Origin of the sequence: Nocardia jejuensis NBRC 103114 (assembly GCF_001613145.1) — a bacterium.
GTDB lineage: Bacteria > Actinomycetota > Actinomycetes > Mycobacteriales > Mycobacteriaceae > Nocardia > Nocardia jejuensis.
The window spans coordinates 35,123-52,682 of record NZ_BDBU01000010.1; the positions used below are offsets into that span (position 1 = coordinate 35,123).

The 17,560-nt window shown below is 70.3% G+C and carries 9 protein-coding genes; all 9 read left to right on the plus strand.

The genetic code is table 11. From position 1 onward, the window contains the following. Positions 1 to 20 precede the first annotated feature (20 nt). The 9 genes from NJ1_RS07660 (at position 21) to NJ1_RS07700 (ending at position 17,517) form a co-directional block, all read left to right on the plus strand. Positions 21 to 1,694 (plus strand): AMP-dependent synthetase/ligase, encoded by a 1,674-nt coding sequence (locus NJ1_RS07660; protein ID WP_067689440.1) that lies wholly within the window; start codon positions 21 to 23, stop codon positions 1,692 to 1,694. 141 nt (positions 1,695 to 1,835) lie between these two features. Next, positions 1,836 to 3,116: an NAD(P)/FAD-dependent oxidoreductase gene (locus tag NJ1_RS07665; RefSeq protein ID WP_067689443.1), complete on the plus strand. Its 1,281-nt coding sequence runs from the start codon at positions 1,836 to 1,838 to the stop codon at positions 3,114 to 3,116. Next, a complete protein-coding gene (locus NJ1_RS07670) occupies positions 3,113 to 3,712 on the plus strand; it encodes an SGNH/GDSL hydrolase family protein (protein WP_067689446.1) in 600 nt (199 codons plus the stop codon). Before NJ1_RS07665 ends, NJ1_RS07670 begins: the two co-directional genes overlap by 4 nt. A 34-nt stretch (positions 3,713 to 3,746) precedes the next feature. After that, positions 3,747 to 10,283 (plus strand): type I polyketide synthase, encoded by a 6,537-nt coding sequence (locus NJ1_RS07675; RefSeq protein WP_067689449.1) that lies wholly within the window; start codon positions 3,747 to 3,749, stop codon positions 10,281 to 10,283. Beyond that, a complete protein-coding gene (locus NJ1_RS07680) occupies positions 10,280 to 12,319 on the plus strand; it encodes a hotdog family protein (RefSeq protein WP_067689451.1) in 2,040 nt (679 codons plus the stop codon). The genes NJ1_RS07675 and NJ1_RS07680 overlap by 4 nt, the downstream gene beginning before the upstream one ends. Next, complete coding sequence (locus tag NJ1_RS07685; protein WP_067689454.1) at positions 12,316 to 13,884, plus strand: PfaD family polyunsaturated fatty acid/polyketide biosynthesis protein; 1,569 nt, start codon at positions 12,316 to 12,318, stop codon at positions 13,882 to 13,884. Before NJ1_RS07680 ends, NJ1_RS07685 begins: the two co-directional genes overlap by 4 nt. Then, complete coding sequence (gene accD / locus NJ1_RS07690; protein WP_067689457.1) at positions 13,881 to 15,563, plus strand: acetyl-CoA carboxylase, carboxyltransferase subunit beta; 1,683 nt, start codon at positions 13,881 to 13,883, stop codon at positions 15,561 to 15,563. The genes NJ1_RS07685 and accD overlap by 4 nt, the downstream gene beginning before the upstream one ends. Continuing rightward, positions 15,560 to 16,150, plus strand: a complete 591-nt coding sequence (locus NJ1_RS40055) for an acetyl-CoA carboxylase biotin carboxyl carrier protein (protein WP_067689460.1) — start codon at positions 15,560 to 15,562, stop codon at positions 16,148 to 16,150. Before accD ends, NJ1_RS40055 begins: the two co-directional genes overlap by 4 nt. Next, entirely contained in the window at positions 16,147 to 17,517 is a 1,371-nt protein-coding gene (locus NJ1_RS07700) for an acetyl-CoA carboxylase biotin carboxylase subunit (protein ID WP_067689463.1), read from the plus strand. Before NJ1_RS40055 ends, NJ1_RS07700 begins: the two co-directional genes overlap by 4 nt. The last annotated feature ends 43 nt before the right edge of the window (positions 17,518 to 17,560 follow it).

A 17,560-nucleotide genomic window follows, 5' to 3' on the forward strand; every position in this document is an offset into this window, starting at 1 on the left:
CGCCGCGCACAATTCGAATTGTGAAGACTGAGTCTGCCATCGGGTTCGGATTCGATCCGCCCGACAACGCGAGTTTGTATTCCATCGTTTCCGATGCGGCGAGCCGTGATCCGCTGCGTGAATCGCTCGGCGGCGCGGACGGGGTGTTGCTGACGTGTGCCGGGCTCGACGCCGGTGTGCGTGCGGTGGCCGCGGCGCTGCTCGAGCGTGAGGTGGCGACCGGGGACCGGGTGGCGGTGCTCGGGCGGACCGGGCTGGAATGGGCGTTGCTGAACCTGGCGGCGCTGGCGGTCGGCGCGGTCGTGGTGCCGGTGTACCCGACCTCCTCGCCCGCACAGATCGAGCACATGCTCAGCGACAGCGGCAGTACGTATTTCGCCGCCGAGACGGCAGCGGACGCCGCACGGCTCACCGCCGCGGGCGCGGGCACGGTGTGGACCTTCGAGGAGATCGCGGCCTGGTCGCGGGCGTCCGCGGATGCGACCGAGGCGCTGGACGCGCGGATCGCGGCGGTGCGCTCGGACGATCTCGCCATGATCGTCTACACCAGCGGGACCACCGGGCTCTCCAAGGGCTGCATGATCACCCACCGGAACATGCACGTGTCCTCGGCCAATACGGTCCGGCAGGCGGCCGAACTGTTCGAGGGCGCCAGCCGCACCGCGCTCGCGCTGCCGCTGGCGCACGTGTTCGGTCAGACGATGCTCTTCGCCTGCCTGGTCGGTGGCGCGAGCACCACACTGCTGCCGGGCATCCCCGATCTGGTTCCGGCGCTCACCCGCATCCAGCCCACGTTCCTGGCGCTGGTTCCCTACGCGCTGGAGAAGATTCGCAAGAACATCCGGGCGCTGCTGACCGAGGAGTCCGAGCGTGACGCCGTGGTCACCGGGCTGCTGCGTCTGGAGGCCGGCGAATCGCCGGTGGCGGTGGATCATCCGGTGGCGCACGCGCTCGGCGGTCGATTGCGCTACGTCATCTCCGGCGGCGCGTCGCTGGACGATACGACCGCGGGCTTCTACGCGGCGTTCGGAACGGTGATCCTCAACTGCTACGGCCTGACCGAGGCCGCGACCGCGGTCACGGTGAGCGCGCCCAAGACCTATCGGGTGGGCACCGTGGGCGGGCCGATTCCCGGCACGGCGGTCGGCATCGCCGAGGACGGCGAGGTGCTGGTGCGCGGTCCGCACGTGTCCCCGGGGTACTGGGGTGCGGCGCGCGAGCAGCGTCCCGTGGACGCGGACGGCTGGCTGCACACCGGCGACATCGGTGAGCTCGACGGCGGCCTGCTGCGAATCACCGGCCGCAAGAAGGAGATTCTGGTCACCTCGGGCGGTAAGAACGTCGCCCCGACCCCGCTCGAGGACCGGGTGCGGCTGCATCCGCTGGTGAGCAATTGCATGGTGGTCGGCGAGGGCCGGGCGTTCGTGACGGCACTGGTGACCATGGACGCGGCGCGGCTCGAGGCCTGGCGCGCGGAGCATCCGGAGGGTGATCCGGCGGTGGCCGTCCAGACCGCGGTGGATGACGCGAATTCGCTGGTATCGCGGGCGGAATCGATTCGTGAATTCCGCATTGTGGACGGTGATTTCACCGTCGAGGGCGGGCTGCTCACCTCTTCGCTGAAACTGCGCCGGGCCGCGATCGCGGAATCGTATTCGGCGGATATCGATCAGCTCTACATGTCGCGCGGATGAACATCCGCGAAATTCGATCCTTCGGCCGGCGGCGATAGCCGCGACCGATCGGTCGATGAATTGCATTGACTCGCAGAGGGTCTCGCCGCGCGGCGGCGACAGACTCGAAATCGGAATTCGACTACCGAAAGTGATCACATCATGTACGACGTCATCGTTGTCGGTACGCGCGTGGCCGGTGCGCCGCTGGCCATGCTGCTGGCCCGCAAGGGATATCGGGTGCTCGCGGTGGACCGCGCCTCCTTCCCCAGCGACACCCCCTCCACGCACTACATTCACCAGGCCGGTCTGGGGCTGCTGAAGTCCTGGGGTCTGCTCGACGAGGTGATCGCCACCGGCTGCCCGCCGGTGCGCGAGCTGAACTTCACCTACACGGACATCGTCATCAAGGGCATGGCGGATCCGAGCGCCGACGGCATCGACGCCGTGTACTGCCCGCGTCGCACGATCCTGGACAAGATCCTGGTGGACGCGGCGGGCAAGGGCGGCGCGGAGATCATCGAGGGCTTCACCGTCACCGGTCTGCTGACCGACGGCGATCGGGTGACCGGTATCCGCGGCCACGTCGGCGATGGTCGTGAACAGGAGTTCCGGGCAACGCTGGTGGTGGGCGCGGACGGCGCGAACTCGATCGTGGCCAAGACGGTCGGCGCGCAGACCTACGAGGGCTCCTCGGCCGCGTGCTTCGTCTACTACTCGTACTACTCGGGCATCGACTGGGGCATGAACCACCGCACCGGTTTCGGTGAGCAGCAGTTCGCCGCGTGGCCGACCAACGACGATCAGTACCTCGTCGCGGTGATGCGCAAGCGCGACCGCTTCCGCGATTTCAAGGCCGACCCCGATGCGGGCGTTCAGGAGATCGTCGATCAGATCGACCCGGAAATCGGTGCGCGCCTGCGGGATACCGGCAAGCGCGAGGAGCCCTTCCGTCCGATGCTGTACCCGGACAACTACCGCCGCCAGTCCTTCGGCCCCGGCTGGGCGCTGGTGGGCGACGCCGGGTACCACAAGGACCCGTTCACCGGCTGGGGCATCACCGACGCCTTCAAGTACACCCAGCTGCTGGCCGACCTGGTCGACGAAAGCCTCTCGGGCGCACGCCCGTTCGAGGAGACCCTGCCCGAGTACCAGCGCGAGCGCGACGAGCAGAGCGCCAGCACCTACGAGCTGACCCAGAGCATCTCCGAGCTGACCCTGACGCCGTACTACGACTCGGTGTTCCGCGCGTCGAGCCTGAGCCCGGACTACTCCAAGAAGTTCTTCGGGCTGATCGCGGGCCTGTACCCGCCGGACAAGTTCTTCGGCGAACAAGAACTGGGCGAGCTCTACGCGCAGGTCGACTTCCCCGAGGCCGATCGGCACGTCGCCAAGACCCCCGAGAACAACTCGGCCCCCAAGAACGCCGCGGCTCCGCTATGACCGGCGTGGGTCTGATCGCGCTGGGCGACTCGTTCGTGGAAGGTCGCGGCGACCCGGCCGCGACCGGCGGCTACCGGGGCTGGGTGCCACGGCTGGCGGGCCAGCTCGGTATGCGGCCCAGCGCAGTACGCAATGGCGGGACGCACGGCGCCACCACCGGTGACGTGGTGGCGCGGCAGCTGCCGGCCGCCGCCCGCGCCGGGCTCTACGGCGTGGTCGTGGGTGTGAACGATCTGGTGAGCGCATTCGACCCGGATGCGTTCGAGCAGAACCTCGACACCATCTTCGGCACGCTGTGCGCCACCGGGGCAACGGTTTTCACCGCCGACTACCCGGATATCCCCGGCCGCCTTCCGGTTCCGGAGAGCTTCCGCGGACTGCTGCGCGAACGATTTACCCACGCCAACGAGGTGCTCGCCAAGGTCACCGCCGACCACGGCGCGCTGCTGCTGGATCTGGCCGCCCGGCCGGAGTGGGACCGCCCCGAGGTCTGGACCGAGGACGGGCTGCATCCCAGCCCGCTCGGCCACCGCATGTTCGCCGCCGCCGCGGGCGAACTCATTTCGTCGACCACCGCCACCACCGTCGCCGCCTGACCGGCGCGACGGCCTGGGTTCGAGAGGAATATCCGTGACGGACGACAGACGCCTGGCACACGACCCGATCGCAATCGTCGGGATGTCGGGCCTGCTGCCCAAGGCACGCAACCATCGAGAGTACTGGCAGAACATCGTCGACGGTGTCGACTGCACCGAGGAGGTGCCGTCGTCGCGCTGGGGGCTGGACGATTACTACGACGCCGATCGATCGGCACCCGACAAGACCTATTCGCGCCGTGGGGCTTTCCTGCCCGACGTCGATTTCGATCCGCTCGAGTTCGGGCTGCCGCCCAACCAGCTCGAGGTGACCAGCACCATGCAGACGCTGAGCCTGGGCGTCGCACGCGACCTGCTGACCGATGCGGGCGCGACCGACTCGCAGTGGTACGACCCCTCGCGCACCGGTGTGGTGCTGGGCACCACCGGCCCGGTGCCGCTCATGCATCCGCTCGCCGCGCGTCTGTCCACGCCGGTTCTCAAGGAGGCGGCGCGCTCGGTCGGCCTGTCCGACGGCGACGCCGACGCGATCGCGGACCGCTTCGTGGCCGCCTTCGCACCGTGGGAGGAGAACTCCTTCCCGGGTCTGCTGGCGAACGTGGTGGCCGGGCGGGTGGCCAACCGGCTCGGTCTCGGCGGGATGAACTGCACCGTCGACGCGGCCTGCGCGGCCTCGCTGGCGGCCATCCGCACCGCCATCGCGGAACTGCGGGACGGCCGCGCGGACATGATGATCACCGGTGGCGTCGACACCGAGAACACCATCTTCATCTACATGTGCTTCAGCAAGGTCGGCGCGCTCTCGCCGACCGACCGGATCAGCCCGTTCTCCGACGGAGCCGATGGAACCATGCTGGGCGAGGGCATTTCGATGCTGGCGCTGCGGCGGCTCGAGGACGCGCGCCGCGACGGTAACCGGATCTACGCGGTTATTCGCGGGCTCGGGTCCTCCAGCGACGGGCGTTCCAAGAGCATCTACGCGCCGCGGGCCGAGGGGCAGCGGGTGGCGCTGGATCGCGCGTACGCCGACGCCGACTGCTCGCCCGCCGATATCGAGCTCATCGAGGCGCACGCCACCGGCACCGCCGTGGGCGACAAGACCGAGCTGACCGCGCTCAAGGGCCTGCTGGCCGATGCGAGCCCCGAGACCGGGTTCGCGGCGCTGGGCAGTGTGAAGTCGCAGATCGGGCACACCAAGGGCGCCGCCGGATCCTCCAGCATCATGAAACTCGCGCTCGCGCTGCATCAGAAGGTGCTGCCCGGGACCATCAATGTCGAGCGGCCCAACGCCGAGATCGACGCGACCACCACGCCCTTCTACGTGAACACCCGCACGCGGCCGTGGATCCTGGATCCGAACCGCAAGGTGCGCCGGGCCGCCGCGTCGGCAATGGGCTTCGGCGGCACCAACTTCCACCTCGTGCTCGAGGAGGCGGAGTCCGGTCGCGACGGGATGCGCGTGCTGCACCGCACACCGCGGGCGCAGATCTGGCACGCGCCGGATGTGGCCGGTCTGGTGGACGCGGTGCGCACCACCGAGGGCGTCGACGGTGGCGACATTCCCGAGGATCACGCCCGCATCGGTTTCGTGTCACTGGACGAGGACAGCGCGGCCGAACTGCGTGCTCTCGCGGTGGACGAGCTCGTGCGAAATCCCGATGCGGCGCACTGGGATCACCCCGAGGGCGTCTACTTCCGCGCCGCCGCGCTGCCCGATCGCCGGGTGGGCGCGCTGTTCGCGGGTCAGGGCAGCCAGTACGTCGATATGGGAATCGATGCGGCACTGAACAATCCGCCGGTCGGCGCGGCCTTCGACGCGGCCAACGCGGCCTTCGCGCAGGCCTCGCGGCGACTGGGCGCAGTGGTGTTCCCGCCGCCGGCGTTCGACGAGCAGGTACGGGCCGAGCAGGAGAACACGCTGCGGCGCACCGAATTCGCACAGCCCGCGATCGGCGCGCTCGCGGCCGGACAGTTCCAGGTGCTGCGCGAGTACGGCTTCGAGGCCGCCGGATACCTGGGTCACAGCTTCGGCGAGCTCACCGCGCTGTGGGCCTCGGGCGCGCTGACGACCGAGGATTTCTACGCGCTGGCCCGGGCCCGTGGCCTGGCGATGACCGTCGCCGACGATGTCGACGCGGGCACCATGATCGCGGTCGGCGCATCGCGCGACGAGGTCGAGTCGGCGCTCGAGGGCATCGAGGACGTCTGGATCTGCAACCACAACGCGCCGGACCAGGTGGTTGTCGGCGGTGGGGCCGACGGCATCGCCGCGATGGTGGACCGCGCGTCCGAAAAAGGCTGGGCCACTCGGCATCTGCCGGTGTCCGGTGCGTTCCACACCCCGTACGTCGGGCATGCGGTGGAGGCGTTCGGCGCGGCCGTGTCGGGTATCGAGATCGGCGAGCCCGCCGCGCCCGTGTACGCCGACACCCGGGGCCGCTCCTACGGGGCCGACCTCGAGGAGAATCGGGCCACCCTCACCGCCCAGTTGAGCAACCCGGTCGAGTTCTTCGACTCGCTGTCCGCCATGCGCGCCGACGGTTGCAACGTATTCGTCGAGTTCGGCCCGAAGCAGGTGCTGACCTCGCTGGTGCGGCGCACCTTCGGTCCCGAGGTCATCGCGATCGCCACGGACTCCGGTCCGATCGGCAACGGCGACCTGACCCTCAAGCGGGCCGCGGTGCGACTGGCCGTGCTCGGTGTCTCCCTGACGGGCATCAACCGCCACGCGGCGGAGGCTCCGGTGGTCCGTGCGGGCAAACCCGCCATGTCGGTCACCATCTCGGCTCCGGAGTACGTGCCCGAGACCCGCCGCAAGGCGTACGCCGCCGCACTGTCGGACGGCTACCGGGTGGTCACCGACGCGGGCTCTTCGAGCATCTCCAACGGCGCGAGCGCCTCGACCACGGCGGTCGGCTCGGCTCCGTCGCCCAGCTCGGCTCCGTCGAATTCGTCGTACCCGACGGCACTTTCGGGCAGCGCGGCTCTTTCGGGCAGTGCGGCTCTTTCGGGCGACGCGGCCCTATCGAACAGCGCAGCCCCCACGAACAGTCCGACCTCAGGAACGGAGTATCGCGTGTCCGCGGATTCGCAGTATCGAGTGTCCGCGCCGGACGCACTGGACAGTGCGCTGGTGCAGCATCTGCACACTCATCGTCACTACCTGGACGGCCAGCTCGAACTGGCCCGTGACCTGGCCGGTGCGCTGCGTCAGGGCGCCCTGGACGATCTGACCGTCCGGGCCATCGAAGCCGTGAAGGACCATGGCGTCGCGATCAGCGAAAGCCATTCCCGCGCAGGAGATGTGATCGCGCAGCTGGCGGAGCTGGAGTCCGGGTCGGCGGTCTCGCGCCCGCGCCCGGTGCCGGTGTTCAGCGAGCGGATCACGGCTCCGGCGGTGTCGCCGAGTATCGCGGCCTCGTCCGCGCCGAGCATCGCGGCCGCCCCGGTCGCTGCGGCTCCGAGCACGCCGGTGGTGGCCAATGGCGCTGCCGCGCCCGCCAACGGTGTGTCTGCTGCGCCGACTGTTGCCGAAGCCGCTGTTGGCGAACTCGCTGTTGCCGAACCTGTTGTTGCGCAGCAGGTCTCCGCTCCGGTGGCAGCCGCCGCGTCGAGCTCGGCCGCGCTGTCCGGGGACTCGCTGCTGCAGGCGCTGCGCGAGGTGGTGGCGGACAAGACCGGTTATCCGGTGGAGATGGTCGATCCGTCGATGGATCTGGAAGCCGACCTGGGTGTGGATTCGATCAAACGGGTGCAGGTGATCGGGGCGCTGCAGGAGCGGTTCCCGGATCTGCCGGTGCTGGGCCCCGAGAAGCTGGGCACGCTGCACACGCTGGATCAGATCGTGAGCGAGCTGGACGCAGGTGAGATCGAGCCCTCGGCCGTGGCCGACGGCCCGGTCGCCGCTGTGACCGTCTCGGCGGCAGCGGTTTCCGCGACCGGCCTGTCCGGGGACTCGCTGCTGCAGGCGCTGCGCGAGGTGGTGGCGGACAAGACCGGTTACCCGGTGGAGATGGTCGATCCGTCGATGGATCTGGAAGCCGACCTGGGTGTGGATTCGATCAAACGGGTGCAGGTGATCGGCGCGCTGCAGGAGCGGTTCCCGGATCTGCCGGTGCTCGGACCCGAGAAACTCGGCACGCTGCACACGCTCGATCAGATCGTGAGCGAGCTGGCCGGGGGTGATGTCCACCCAAAAGCTGAAGCCGCGGCCGAAACGCCGCGGCATGTCGTCGAGCTCGTCGTGCTCCCGCCGGTCGATCCGGCGGTGGATCCGTACCGGCCGGCGGGCCAGGCGGTAGTGGTATGCCTGGACGATTCGGCTGAAACCGATTGCGAGGCAATCGAAGAGCAATTCCGGGCGCGCAGCTGGTCGGTGCGCCGAGCCGCGGGGCCCGAGGATGTGGCCGGGAACGCCGCGATCGACGCCTGCGTGGTGGTCGCGGGTGTGGCCACCGAATGGGAGCAGGCGCAGCGGGTGCTGGCCGACTCCATTCTGGTCGCCGGACAGGTGCTGCCGCGCCTGCGGGCGACCACGGGACGGGCGGGGTTCGTGACCGTCACCCGGCTCGACGGTCACCTCGGGTTGCGTGGTGACGCCGAACCGGTCGCCGCGCTGCTCGGCGGTCTGGGCGGCGTGGTGAAAAGCTTTGCCGCGGAGCAGCCGTCGCTGTTCTGCCGGGCGCTGGACATCGATCCGGCGGCCCTGCCGCAGCGACTGGCCGAGCACGTGCTCGAGGAACTGGTCGACGCCGCGCGGGACACCCTGGAGGTCGGCATCGACGGCACGGGTGTTCGGCGCACGCCGGTCCCGAGCCGCCACGGCGCGGCCCGGACGGTCGAGATCGTCACGGCGGGTGCCGATACCGGCGCGAGCCTGTTGACGGCGGACGATGTCCTGCTGGTGACCGGCGGCGCGCGCGGCGTGACCGCGACGTGCGTGCTGGCCCTGGCCCGCACGAGCGAGTGCCGGTTCGTCCTGCTGGGACGGACCGAGCAGACGCCCGAACCCGAATGGGCGCTGGGGGTGGCCGGGGCCGACCTCAAGGGCGCGGCGGTGCGGGCCCTCGCCGGACGCGGTGTCACACCGCGCGAGATCGAGCGGGCCTGCTCGGATGTGCGGGCGGTGCGCGAGATTCGCGCGACGCTGGAGGAATTGTCCGGCCGGGCAGCCTATCTCGCGGTGGATGCCACCGACGAGCGGGCGCTGAAGCAGGCGCTCACCCCGTGGCGGGATTCCATCACGGGTGTGGTGCACGGTGCGGGCGTGCTCGCGGATTCACTGATCCCGGACAAGAGCGCCGACTCCATCGAGCGGGTGCTGCGGCCGAAGCTCGACGGGCTGCGCGCGGTCCTCGCGGCGGTGGGACAGCTGCGTCATCTGGTGCTGTTCACCTCGGTGGCCGGGCTGTTCGGCAATGCCGGGCAGGCCGACTACGCGGCGGCCAACGAGGCGCTGGGCCGCTTCGCGGTGAGCTGGGCCGACCGGAATCCGGACGGCTTCGCGACCGCGATCGACTGGGGCGCCTGGGACGGCGGCATGGTGACCCCCACACTGCGGGAATACTTCCGCGAGCGCGGGATTCCGCTGCTGGCCCCGGCGGCCGGTGCGGCCGCGTTCACGGCGCAGTTCAGCGCCGGACGGCGGACCGAACCGGTGCTGCTGGTCGGTGCGGCGACGGCGCTGTCCTCGGCCGAGTCCACTCCCGCTCCACTGCGGATGCGCCGCGGCATCGCGGGGCTGGCACAGGAGCCGGTGATCGAGGCACACCGGATCGGTGAGCACATCGTGCTGCCCGCCACGTTCGGGCTCGGCGCGATGATCAATGCCGCCGAACGGGCGCTGCCGGGCCGAATCGTGGTGGGAGTGCGCGATTTCCAGGTGCTCAAGGGACTGGTCTTCGACCACCCGGTGAACACACTGGAGTTCGACTTCGAACCCGTGGAGGCCGGTGACCAGGCCGGGCAGATTCCTACGTCGACCGGCCCGATAGCTCTGCGCACCACCGTCTTCGGTGACTCGGTCGCGCACTTCCGGGCGACGTTGCTGCTGGCGGACGCGGTGGACGAGTCCACCCGGCCCGCTCGGCGGCAGGTGCCGCACGGACCGGGGGAGAGTGCGGCACGGATCTACCGTGACGCGATCCAGTTCCACGGCCCCGCTCTGCAGGGGCTGCACGCGATCCGGGCCGAGAGCGACGACGCCCTGGTGATCGAATGCGTGCTCGCGGCCGATCCGGTCGCACACGGCGCCTACGCCGGGCGGCTGCACGATCCGGTCAACGCCGACCTCATCCTGCAGGTGCCGCCCATCCTGGGGCACCGGCTGCTCGGGACGGCCTGTCTGCCGCTCGGCATCGGCGGCGTCGACTACTACGCGCCGCTCCCGACCGGCGAACCGTTCCTGGTCGTGGTGGACAACCCCCGCGCGGGACGGATGGAAGCTCGCATCGACGCGACGGCGCTGTCGCTCGACGGCGATGTACTGCAACGATTCTCGGATGTCACAGTGCTGACGACACCCGATCTGACGGAGAAGTTCCGAACCTCGGTACGGGGGTGGATGGCATGACAATGCTCGAATTCGACGGTATCGCCTTCAACCCCCTGGGCGCGCCGCAGCCATCGGCCGCGGCGACTGGGAAATCCACTGTGGCCGGTGAGTTCCCGGCACCGGGCGAACCGGCGGCGGGCAGGGAAGCCGCACCGACGGCGGCCAGCGATGCCGCGCCGGCTCGGCAGAACACGCAGGCCGGGCACGATCCGATGACTCGCGGCGGCTTCCATGTGCTTCCGGCCGGTACGGATCCGATCGCGGAGATCCGCGCGGGCGTCGTCGCCGCGCATCGGGCCGCGCTGTCGGCACAGACCGCATTGCAGCGGGAGCTGTGGCGGCGGGTGCGCGACCGGGTCGCGGCACCGGCGGCGATGGTGCCGACGGTGGCGGGCAACGGTGTTGCCCGGGAGGGAGCGTTCAAGGCGCTCGCCCGCACCGGTCGCACGGAGCTGGACCGGGCAGCGCTGCTCGCTCTGGCGGCGGGTGAGGTGCGTGCGGTGTTCGGCCCCGGCCATCACCGGCACGGTGTCGAGGCGGTGGCCCGGATCGCGGCGACGACGCCGTTGGCGCTGACCGAGGTCACCACCCTCGAGCTGTACGGCGGCCGAGGCAACGGCCGGGTGCTCGCGCGGTTCGACGGTGACGTGCACGCGGCCGCCGTGCAGGCCGCGGAGGTGTTCGCACTGTTCACCGGCATGCCGCTGGTGCTCTCGGGCAGCACGCTCACCGGCGGAGTGCTCGCCGGAGGCACCGCGGCACAGGGACATTCGTCCGGCACGCTCGAGCTGATCGTCGATCGACTCGACCTGGTGCCGCGACCGCATCTCGAGGCCACGGCCACCTTCGGCGGCGGTGCGGCGACGGTGCGCGTCCTGGTCGAGGTCGCCGAGGCGGCCGGGGCCGGGATCGGCCCCGGCCAGGCGGTGAACAGCCTGCTGCTCAACGAGTTCCACATGGCGCACCTGGCGCGTGGGGATCAGCGGATCGCCATGGGTCCGGAGTTCGCGCCGTACACGGGGGTGCGGGCTACCCGCCTGCCGACCGGCGGCCTGCTGCTGGTGGACCGTGTCGTGGAGTTCGACGGCGCGCGGGGCGTGCTCGAGGGTGCCACGTACACAACGGAATACGTCTCGCCGGCCGATTCCTGGTACTACGCGGACACGGCGGACGAATCCATGCCGCACTTCGTGTACATGGAGACCTCGCTGCAGGCCGCTCTGCTCATGGGGTACTACGCGGGGCCGACCCTGACCCAGCCCGGCGTCACGCTGAGCCTGCGCAATCTCGGCGGCACGGCCACCGTGCTGCGGCAGGTCGATCTGCGCGATGCCACCATCGAGCAGACCTCACGGCTGCTGTCCACCACGATCCTGCCCGGATCCTCGCTGCAGACCTTCGACTACACCCTCAGCGTCGACGGTCGGCCGTTCTATCGCGGCGAAACCATGTTCGGCTACTTCAGCGACGAGGCGCTGGCCAACCAGACCGGCTTGGACGCGGGGCGTTTCGCGCCGACCTGGCTGGCCGGACACCCGGAGGCTCCGGTCCGGGTCATCGATGTGGCCGCGCGCCGAGCGGATTCGGCGGCGACGCCGTGTGCGCGCGGCAAGCTGGCGCTGATCGACCGCGTCGAAGTCGTGGACGAGGGCGGCGATTACGGCGCCGGATACCTGCGTTCGCTGCGGGCCATCGACCCGGACGACTGGTTCTTCGCCCGCCATTTCCATCTCGATCCGGTGATTCCGGGTTCGCTGGGTGTCGAGTCGGTGATCCACGCCGTGCAGGAATGGATGCTCGACGCGGGATTCGCCGCGGGCCTGACCGATCCGGTGTTCCGGATTCCCCGCGATATCGCGTTCAGCTGGCGCTACCGCGGCCAGTTCCTGCCCAGCGACGGCAGCGTCGAGCTCGAGGTGCACATCAAGTCGGTGCGGCGCGGGCCGAACGGCGTGACCGTCGTGGTCGACGGGTCGCTGTGGAAGCCGGGCCTGCGGATCTACGAACTCGTCGACCTGTCGGTCGAACTCGCCGATCGAGGGGCCCGGGCATGACCACCTTCCGACAGCCGGTCGTGGCACACACGGCCGAGGACATCTCGGCCCGGTTGCTGGAACTGGACCGGCCGCTGTGGATCGTGCGGCACGAGGGCCGGGTCGGGGCGACCACCGACGAGGCACTCGCCGCACACGGCGAGATCCTCGCGGCGGTCGGGCCCTTGCCGCCGGAACAGCTGGGCGACAGTGGTTTCCGGGCCGCACACGGGGTTCGGGCCGCGTACGCGGCGGGTGCGATGGCCAATGGCATCGCCTCGCCCGCACTGGTCGCCGCCATGGCGGAGGCGGGCTATCTGGCCAGTTACGGTGCGGCCGGGGTTCCCCCGGCGGCGGTCGACGCCGCGCTCGGCGAGCTGTCCGGGCGACTCGGCGCGAAGCCGTTCGCCTGCAACCTGATTCACAGCCCGTCCGAGCCCGCGCTGGAGCGCGCCATCGTGGAGGCGTGTCTGAAGCACGGTGTGCGCTGTGTGGAGGCATCGGCGTTCATGGATCTCACCGCCGAGGTGGTGCTGTACCGCGCCGCCGGGCTGGCGGTCGATTCCGGAGGCCGGATCGTCTGCCGGAACCGGTTGATCGCCAAGGTATCCCGGGTCGAGGTGGCCGAACTGTTCCTGAAGCCGGCACCGGCTCGGCTGCTGTCCGCGCTCGTGGAGAGCGGGCGCATCACCGCCGAGCAGGCCGCGCTCGCCGCACAGGTGCCGATGGCGGACGACATCACCGCCGAGGGCGATTCGGGCGGGCACACCGACCGGCGACCGCTGCTGGTGTTGCTGCCGGAGCTGGTGGCCGCGCGCGACCGCATCGCCCGGACCGTACCGGCGGCCGCGGCGGTCCGCATCGGCGCGGCGGGCGGCATCGGCACCCCCGATGCCGCGGCGGCGGCCTTCACCCTGGGCGCGGCCTATGTCGTGACCGGGTCGATCAATCAGTCCGCGCGGGAGGCGAATCAGTCGGAGTCGACCAGGAAGCTGCTCGCCACCGCGCAGTTCGCGGACTGCACCATGGCTCCCAGCTCGGACATGTTCGAGCTCGGGGTGCAGGTGCAGGTGCTGCGGCGGGGCACCATGTTCGCCGCCCGCGCGCACAAGCTGTACGACCTGTACCGGGCCTACGACAGCATGGACGCGCTGCCGGAGAAGGTGCGAAAAGACCTGGAGGCCGGGCTCTTCCGGCGTCCGCTCGAGGACGTGTGGCAGGACTGCGTGAGCTTCTTCACCGAGCGTGATCCCGCGCAGCTGGCGGTCGCAGAACGAGATCCTAAGGCCCGCATGGCGCTGGTGTTCCGCTGGTACCTGGGATTGTCCTCGGGCTGGAGCATTCGAGGCGAGGCCGACCGGGCGGCGGACTATCAGATCTGGTGCGGCCCGTCGATGGGTGCGTTCAACGGCTGGACCGAGGGCACCTACCTGGCCGCTCCCGAGAATCGGTCCGTGGCCGATATCGCGCGGCAGGTCATGACCGGGGCGGCCTATCTCACGCGAGTCGCGCAATTGCGTTCCGCCGGAGTGCGTCTCCCGGCGGAGTGTGCCCGGTATGTACCCCGACCGCTGGAGGAACGATGACCATCCTCGACACCGGAACGACCGCCCGCGCCTCCTGGATGGTGTGTCCGGGCTGCGAAGCCATGATCTACCTCAAGCGCTACGACCGGAGCGATCGGGTCTGCCCCGAATGCGACGACCACGGCATGCTGACCGCGCGCCAGCGCATCGATCTGCTGATCGACGCCGGCTCCGCGGTGGATATCGAGTACGCCGAGACGGTGCCGGATCCGCTGGCGTTCACCGACTCCCGGCCCTACCCGGATCGTCTGGCGGGCGCTCGGCGCAAGACCGGGATGGCGGACGCGATCGACTGCGTGCGCGGCACGCTCGGCGGTACGCCGGTCGTCCTGGCCGCCATGGACTTCCGGTTCCTGGGCGGAAGTCTGGGCAGCGCGCTCGGTGAGGCGGTGACGGCCGCGGCGGAAGTCGCACTGGCCGAACGCCGTCCGCTGATCATCGTCACCGCCTCCGGCGGTGCGCGGATGCAGGAGGGCATCGTCGCCCTCATGCAGATGGCCAAGACCAGCCGCGCGCTGCGCCGCCTCGACGATGCCGGTGTGCTCACCGTCTCGGTCATCACCGATCCCACCTACGGCGGCGTGGCGGCCTCGTTCGCGACCTCCACCGATGTGATCGTCGCCGAACCGGGTGCGCGCCTGGGCTTCGCGGGACCGCGCGTCATCGCGCAGACCATCGGGCAGACCCTGCCGCCCGGATTCCAGACCGCGGAATTCCTGCTCGAGCACGGCATCGTGGATCTGATCTGCCATCGATCCGCACTGCGTGATCGGCTGATTCGCCTGGTGGGCATGACCGTTCGCTCGGCGCGGCCGTATTCGGACGACACCGAGGCGGTGATCACCGATCCGTCGGTGCTGTCCGCCGGTGATCCGTGGGAGCGAGTGCGGGCCGCCCGACGGCTCGGCCGCCCGACCACCCTGGATCATCTGGCCGGTGCGTTCGAGGATTTCATCGAACTGCACGGTGACCGGATGAGCGCGGACTGCTCGGCCATGGTGGCCGGGCTGGCGCGGCTCGACGGTGTGCCGGTCGTGGTGATCGGAACCCAGAAGGGACACACGGCAGCGGAACTGGCACAGCGCAACTACGGTATGCCGACCCCGTCGGGGTACCGCAAGGCCGCGCGCGTCCTGCGGCTGGCGGCCAAGCTCAGGCTCCCGGTGGTGACTTTGGTCGACACCGCCGGTGCGTATCCGGGGATCGAGGCCGAGGAGCAGGGCCAGGCCGTAGCCATCGCGGAGAACCTGAAACTGCTTGCCGGGCTGCCGGTTCCGGTGGTCGCGGTGATCACCGGTGAGGGCGGCAGCGGGGGAGCGCTCGCCCTGGCGCTGGCGGACCGAGTCCTCATGTGCGAGAACGCCGTCTACTCGGTGATCAGCGCGGAGGGCTGCGCGGCCATTCTGTGGCAGGACCCGGCAGCGGCGCCGCAGGCCGCGCGGGCGCTGCGGGTGGACGCCGCCTCGCTGCTGGAACTGGGCATCGCCGACGCCGTCGTGCCCGAGCCCGAGGGCGGATCGGACCGCGATCCGGCCGCCGCCACCGCACTGCTGCGGCGGGCGCTGCGGCAGGCCGTGCACGAGCTGCGGGCATGGCCCACGTCCGAGCTGCTCGCGCGGCGGCACAACAGATTCCGAGGCTTCGGCGTCGCTCGAAACGATCTGCAGGAGAACCGATGAACAACCCCGTCACCACCGAATCCGGTGCGCGCGCCGTGAGCGCCGCCGATGCCGACCACAGCCTCGCGGTGCTCGCGCGCCACGCCCTGACCGTGCGCGCGGGCACCACACCCGCGCCGACCTCGGTGACGGTGGCCAACGGGCCGGTGTCGCTGCTGGTCAGCTGGGAGGGTGGGGGCTCGTCGCAGCAGTTCGCCGCCGAGCACGCGGGCGGCTCCGCGAACGGCGCCGGCTCCGCGAACGGCGGCCAGGTCGCGCCCGGCGCCGTCGCTCCGAACGGTTCCGGCGCGGGGAACCTCGCGGCCGGCGATGCGTCGTCCGGTGAATCCACTTCGCAGACAGCGACATTCACCCTCGCGGCCGAGACCGTCGGGGTGTTCTATCACGCGTCCGAGCCGGGGGCGAGCCCGTTCGTGGCCGAAGGAGATCCGGTCCGCGCGGGTCAGCAGGTCGGCATCGTCGAGGCCATGAAGCTGATGATTCCGGTCACCGCGACCAAGGAGGGCGTGGTGGCCGAGATCCTGGTCGGCGACGGTGAGGCCGTCGAGCACGGACAGGCGCTGATCGTCTTCGAGGCGCTGCGATGACGCGACAGATCCGCAAGGTGCTCGTCGCCAACCGGGGCGAGATCGCGGTGCGGATCATCCGCACGTGCGCCGAACTCGGAATCGCCACCGTGGCGGTGTATTCCGCCGCGGATCGCGATTCGGCGGCGGTGCGGTTGGCCGATGAAGCGGTGCAGATCGGCCCGGGCCCCGCCAAGCGCAGCTACCTCTACATCCCGGCCGTGATCGAGGCGGCCCGGCTCAGCGGAGCCGACGCCATCCACCCCGGCTACGGATTCCTCTCGGAGAACCCGGATTTCGCCGAGGTCTGCGAGGCGGAGGGGTTCATCTTCGTCGGGGCCCCGGCCGCGGTGCTGGCGCGTCTGGGTGACAAGTCGACCGCACGCGCGCTCATGTCCGATGCGGGCTTGCCGCTGCTGCCCGGTAGCCGCGACCCCGTCGACACGGTCGAGGAGGCGCAGGAGCTGGCCGCCGACATCGGATATCCGGTGATCATGAAGGCGGTCGCGGGTGGCGGTGGCCGCGGTATGTCGGTCGTGCGCGATCCGGCCGACTTCGCCGCGGCCTGGCAGCGCACCCGGGCCAATGCCGGTGCGGTCTTCGGTGATCCGCGCCTGTACGTGGAGCGCTACCTCGATCAGGCCCGCCACGTCGAGGTGCAGATCCTGGCCGACACCCAGGGCACGGTCATCCATCTGGGCCTGCGCGACTGCTCCCTGCAGCGCCGTCATCAGAAGCTGGTCGAGGAGGCTCCGGCTTCCGGACTGTCCGCGGAGCTGGCCGAGCAGATCGGCGCCGCGGCGGTGCGGGGTGCCTCGGCCGCCGGGTACGTCGGCGCGGGGACGGCGGAATTCCTGCTCGACACCCAGGGCCGGTTCTACTTCATGGAGATGAATTGCCGTCTGCAGGTGGAACATCCGGTCACCGAAATGGTCACCGGGGTGGACCTGGTGGCCGAACAGCTGCGCATCGCCGCCGGCGAGCCGCTCACCACCGCTCGAAACCGTGTTCCCCAGGGCGTTTCCATCGAATGCCGGATCAATGCCGAGGATCCGACCCGCGAATTCGCCCCGGCCCCCGGCGTTCTCACCACCTGTGAACTCCCGGCCGGTCCCTTCGTCCGCGTGGACACGCACATCGCCCCCGGCTATGCCATCCCCCCGCACTACGACTCCCTGCTGGCCAAGGTCGTCGTCTGGGCGCCCGACCGCCCCGCCGCGATCGCCCGCATGCGTCGTGCACTGTCCGAAACCCGGCTCGAGGGCCCGGGCATCGCCACCACCACCGACTTCCTGCACGATGTCCTCGATCACCCCCGCTTCCACTCCGCAACCCACGACACCGCCCTCATCGCCACCCTCACCGACCCGGTCGCTGTGCACGCGTGACGCGATCACGCGAATCGAATCCGGGGGCATGGCGCAGCAGGAC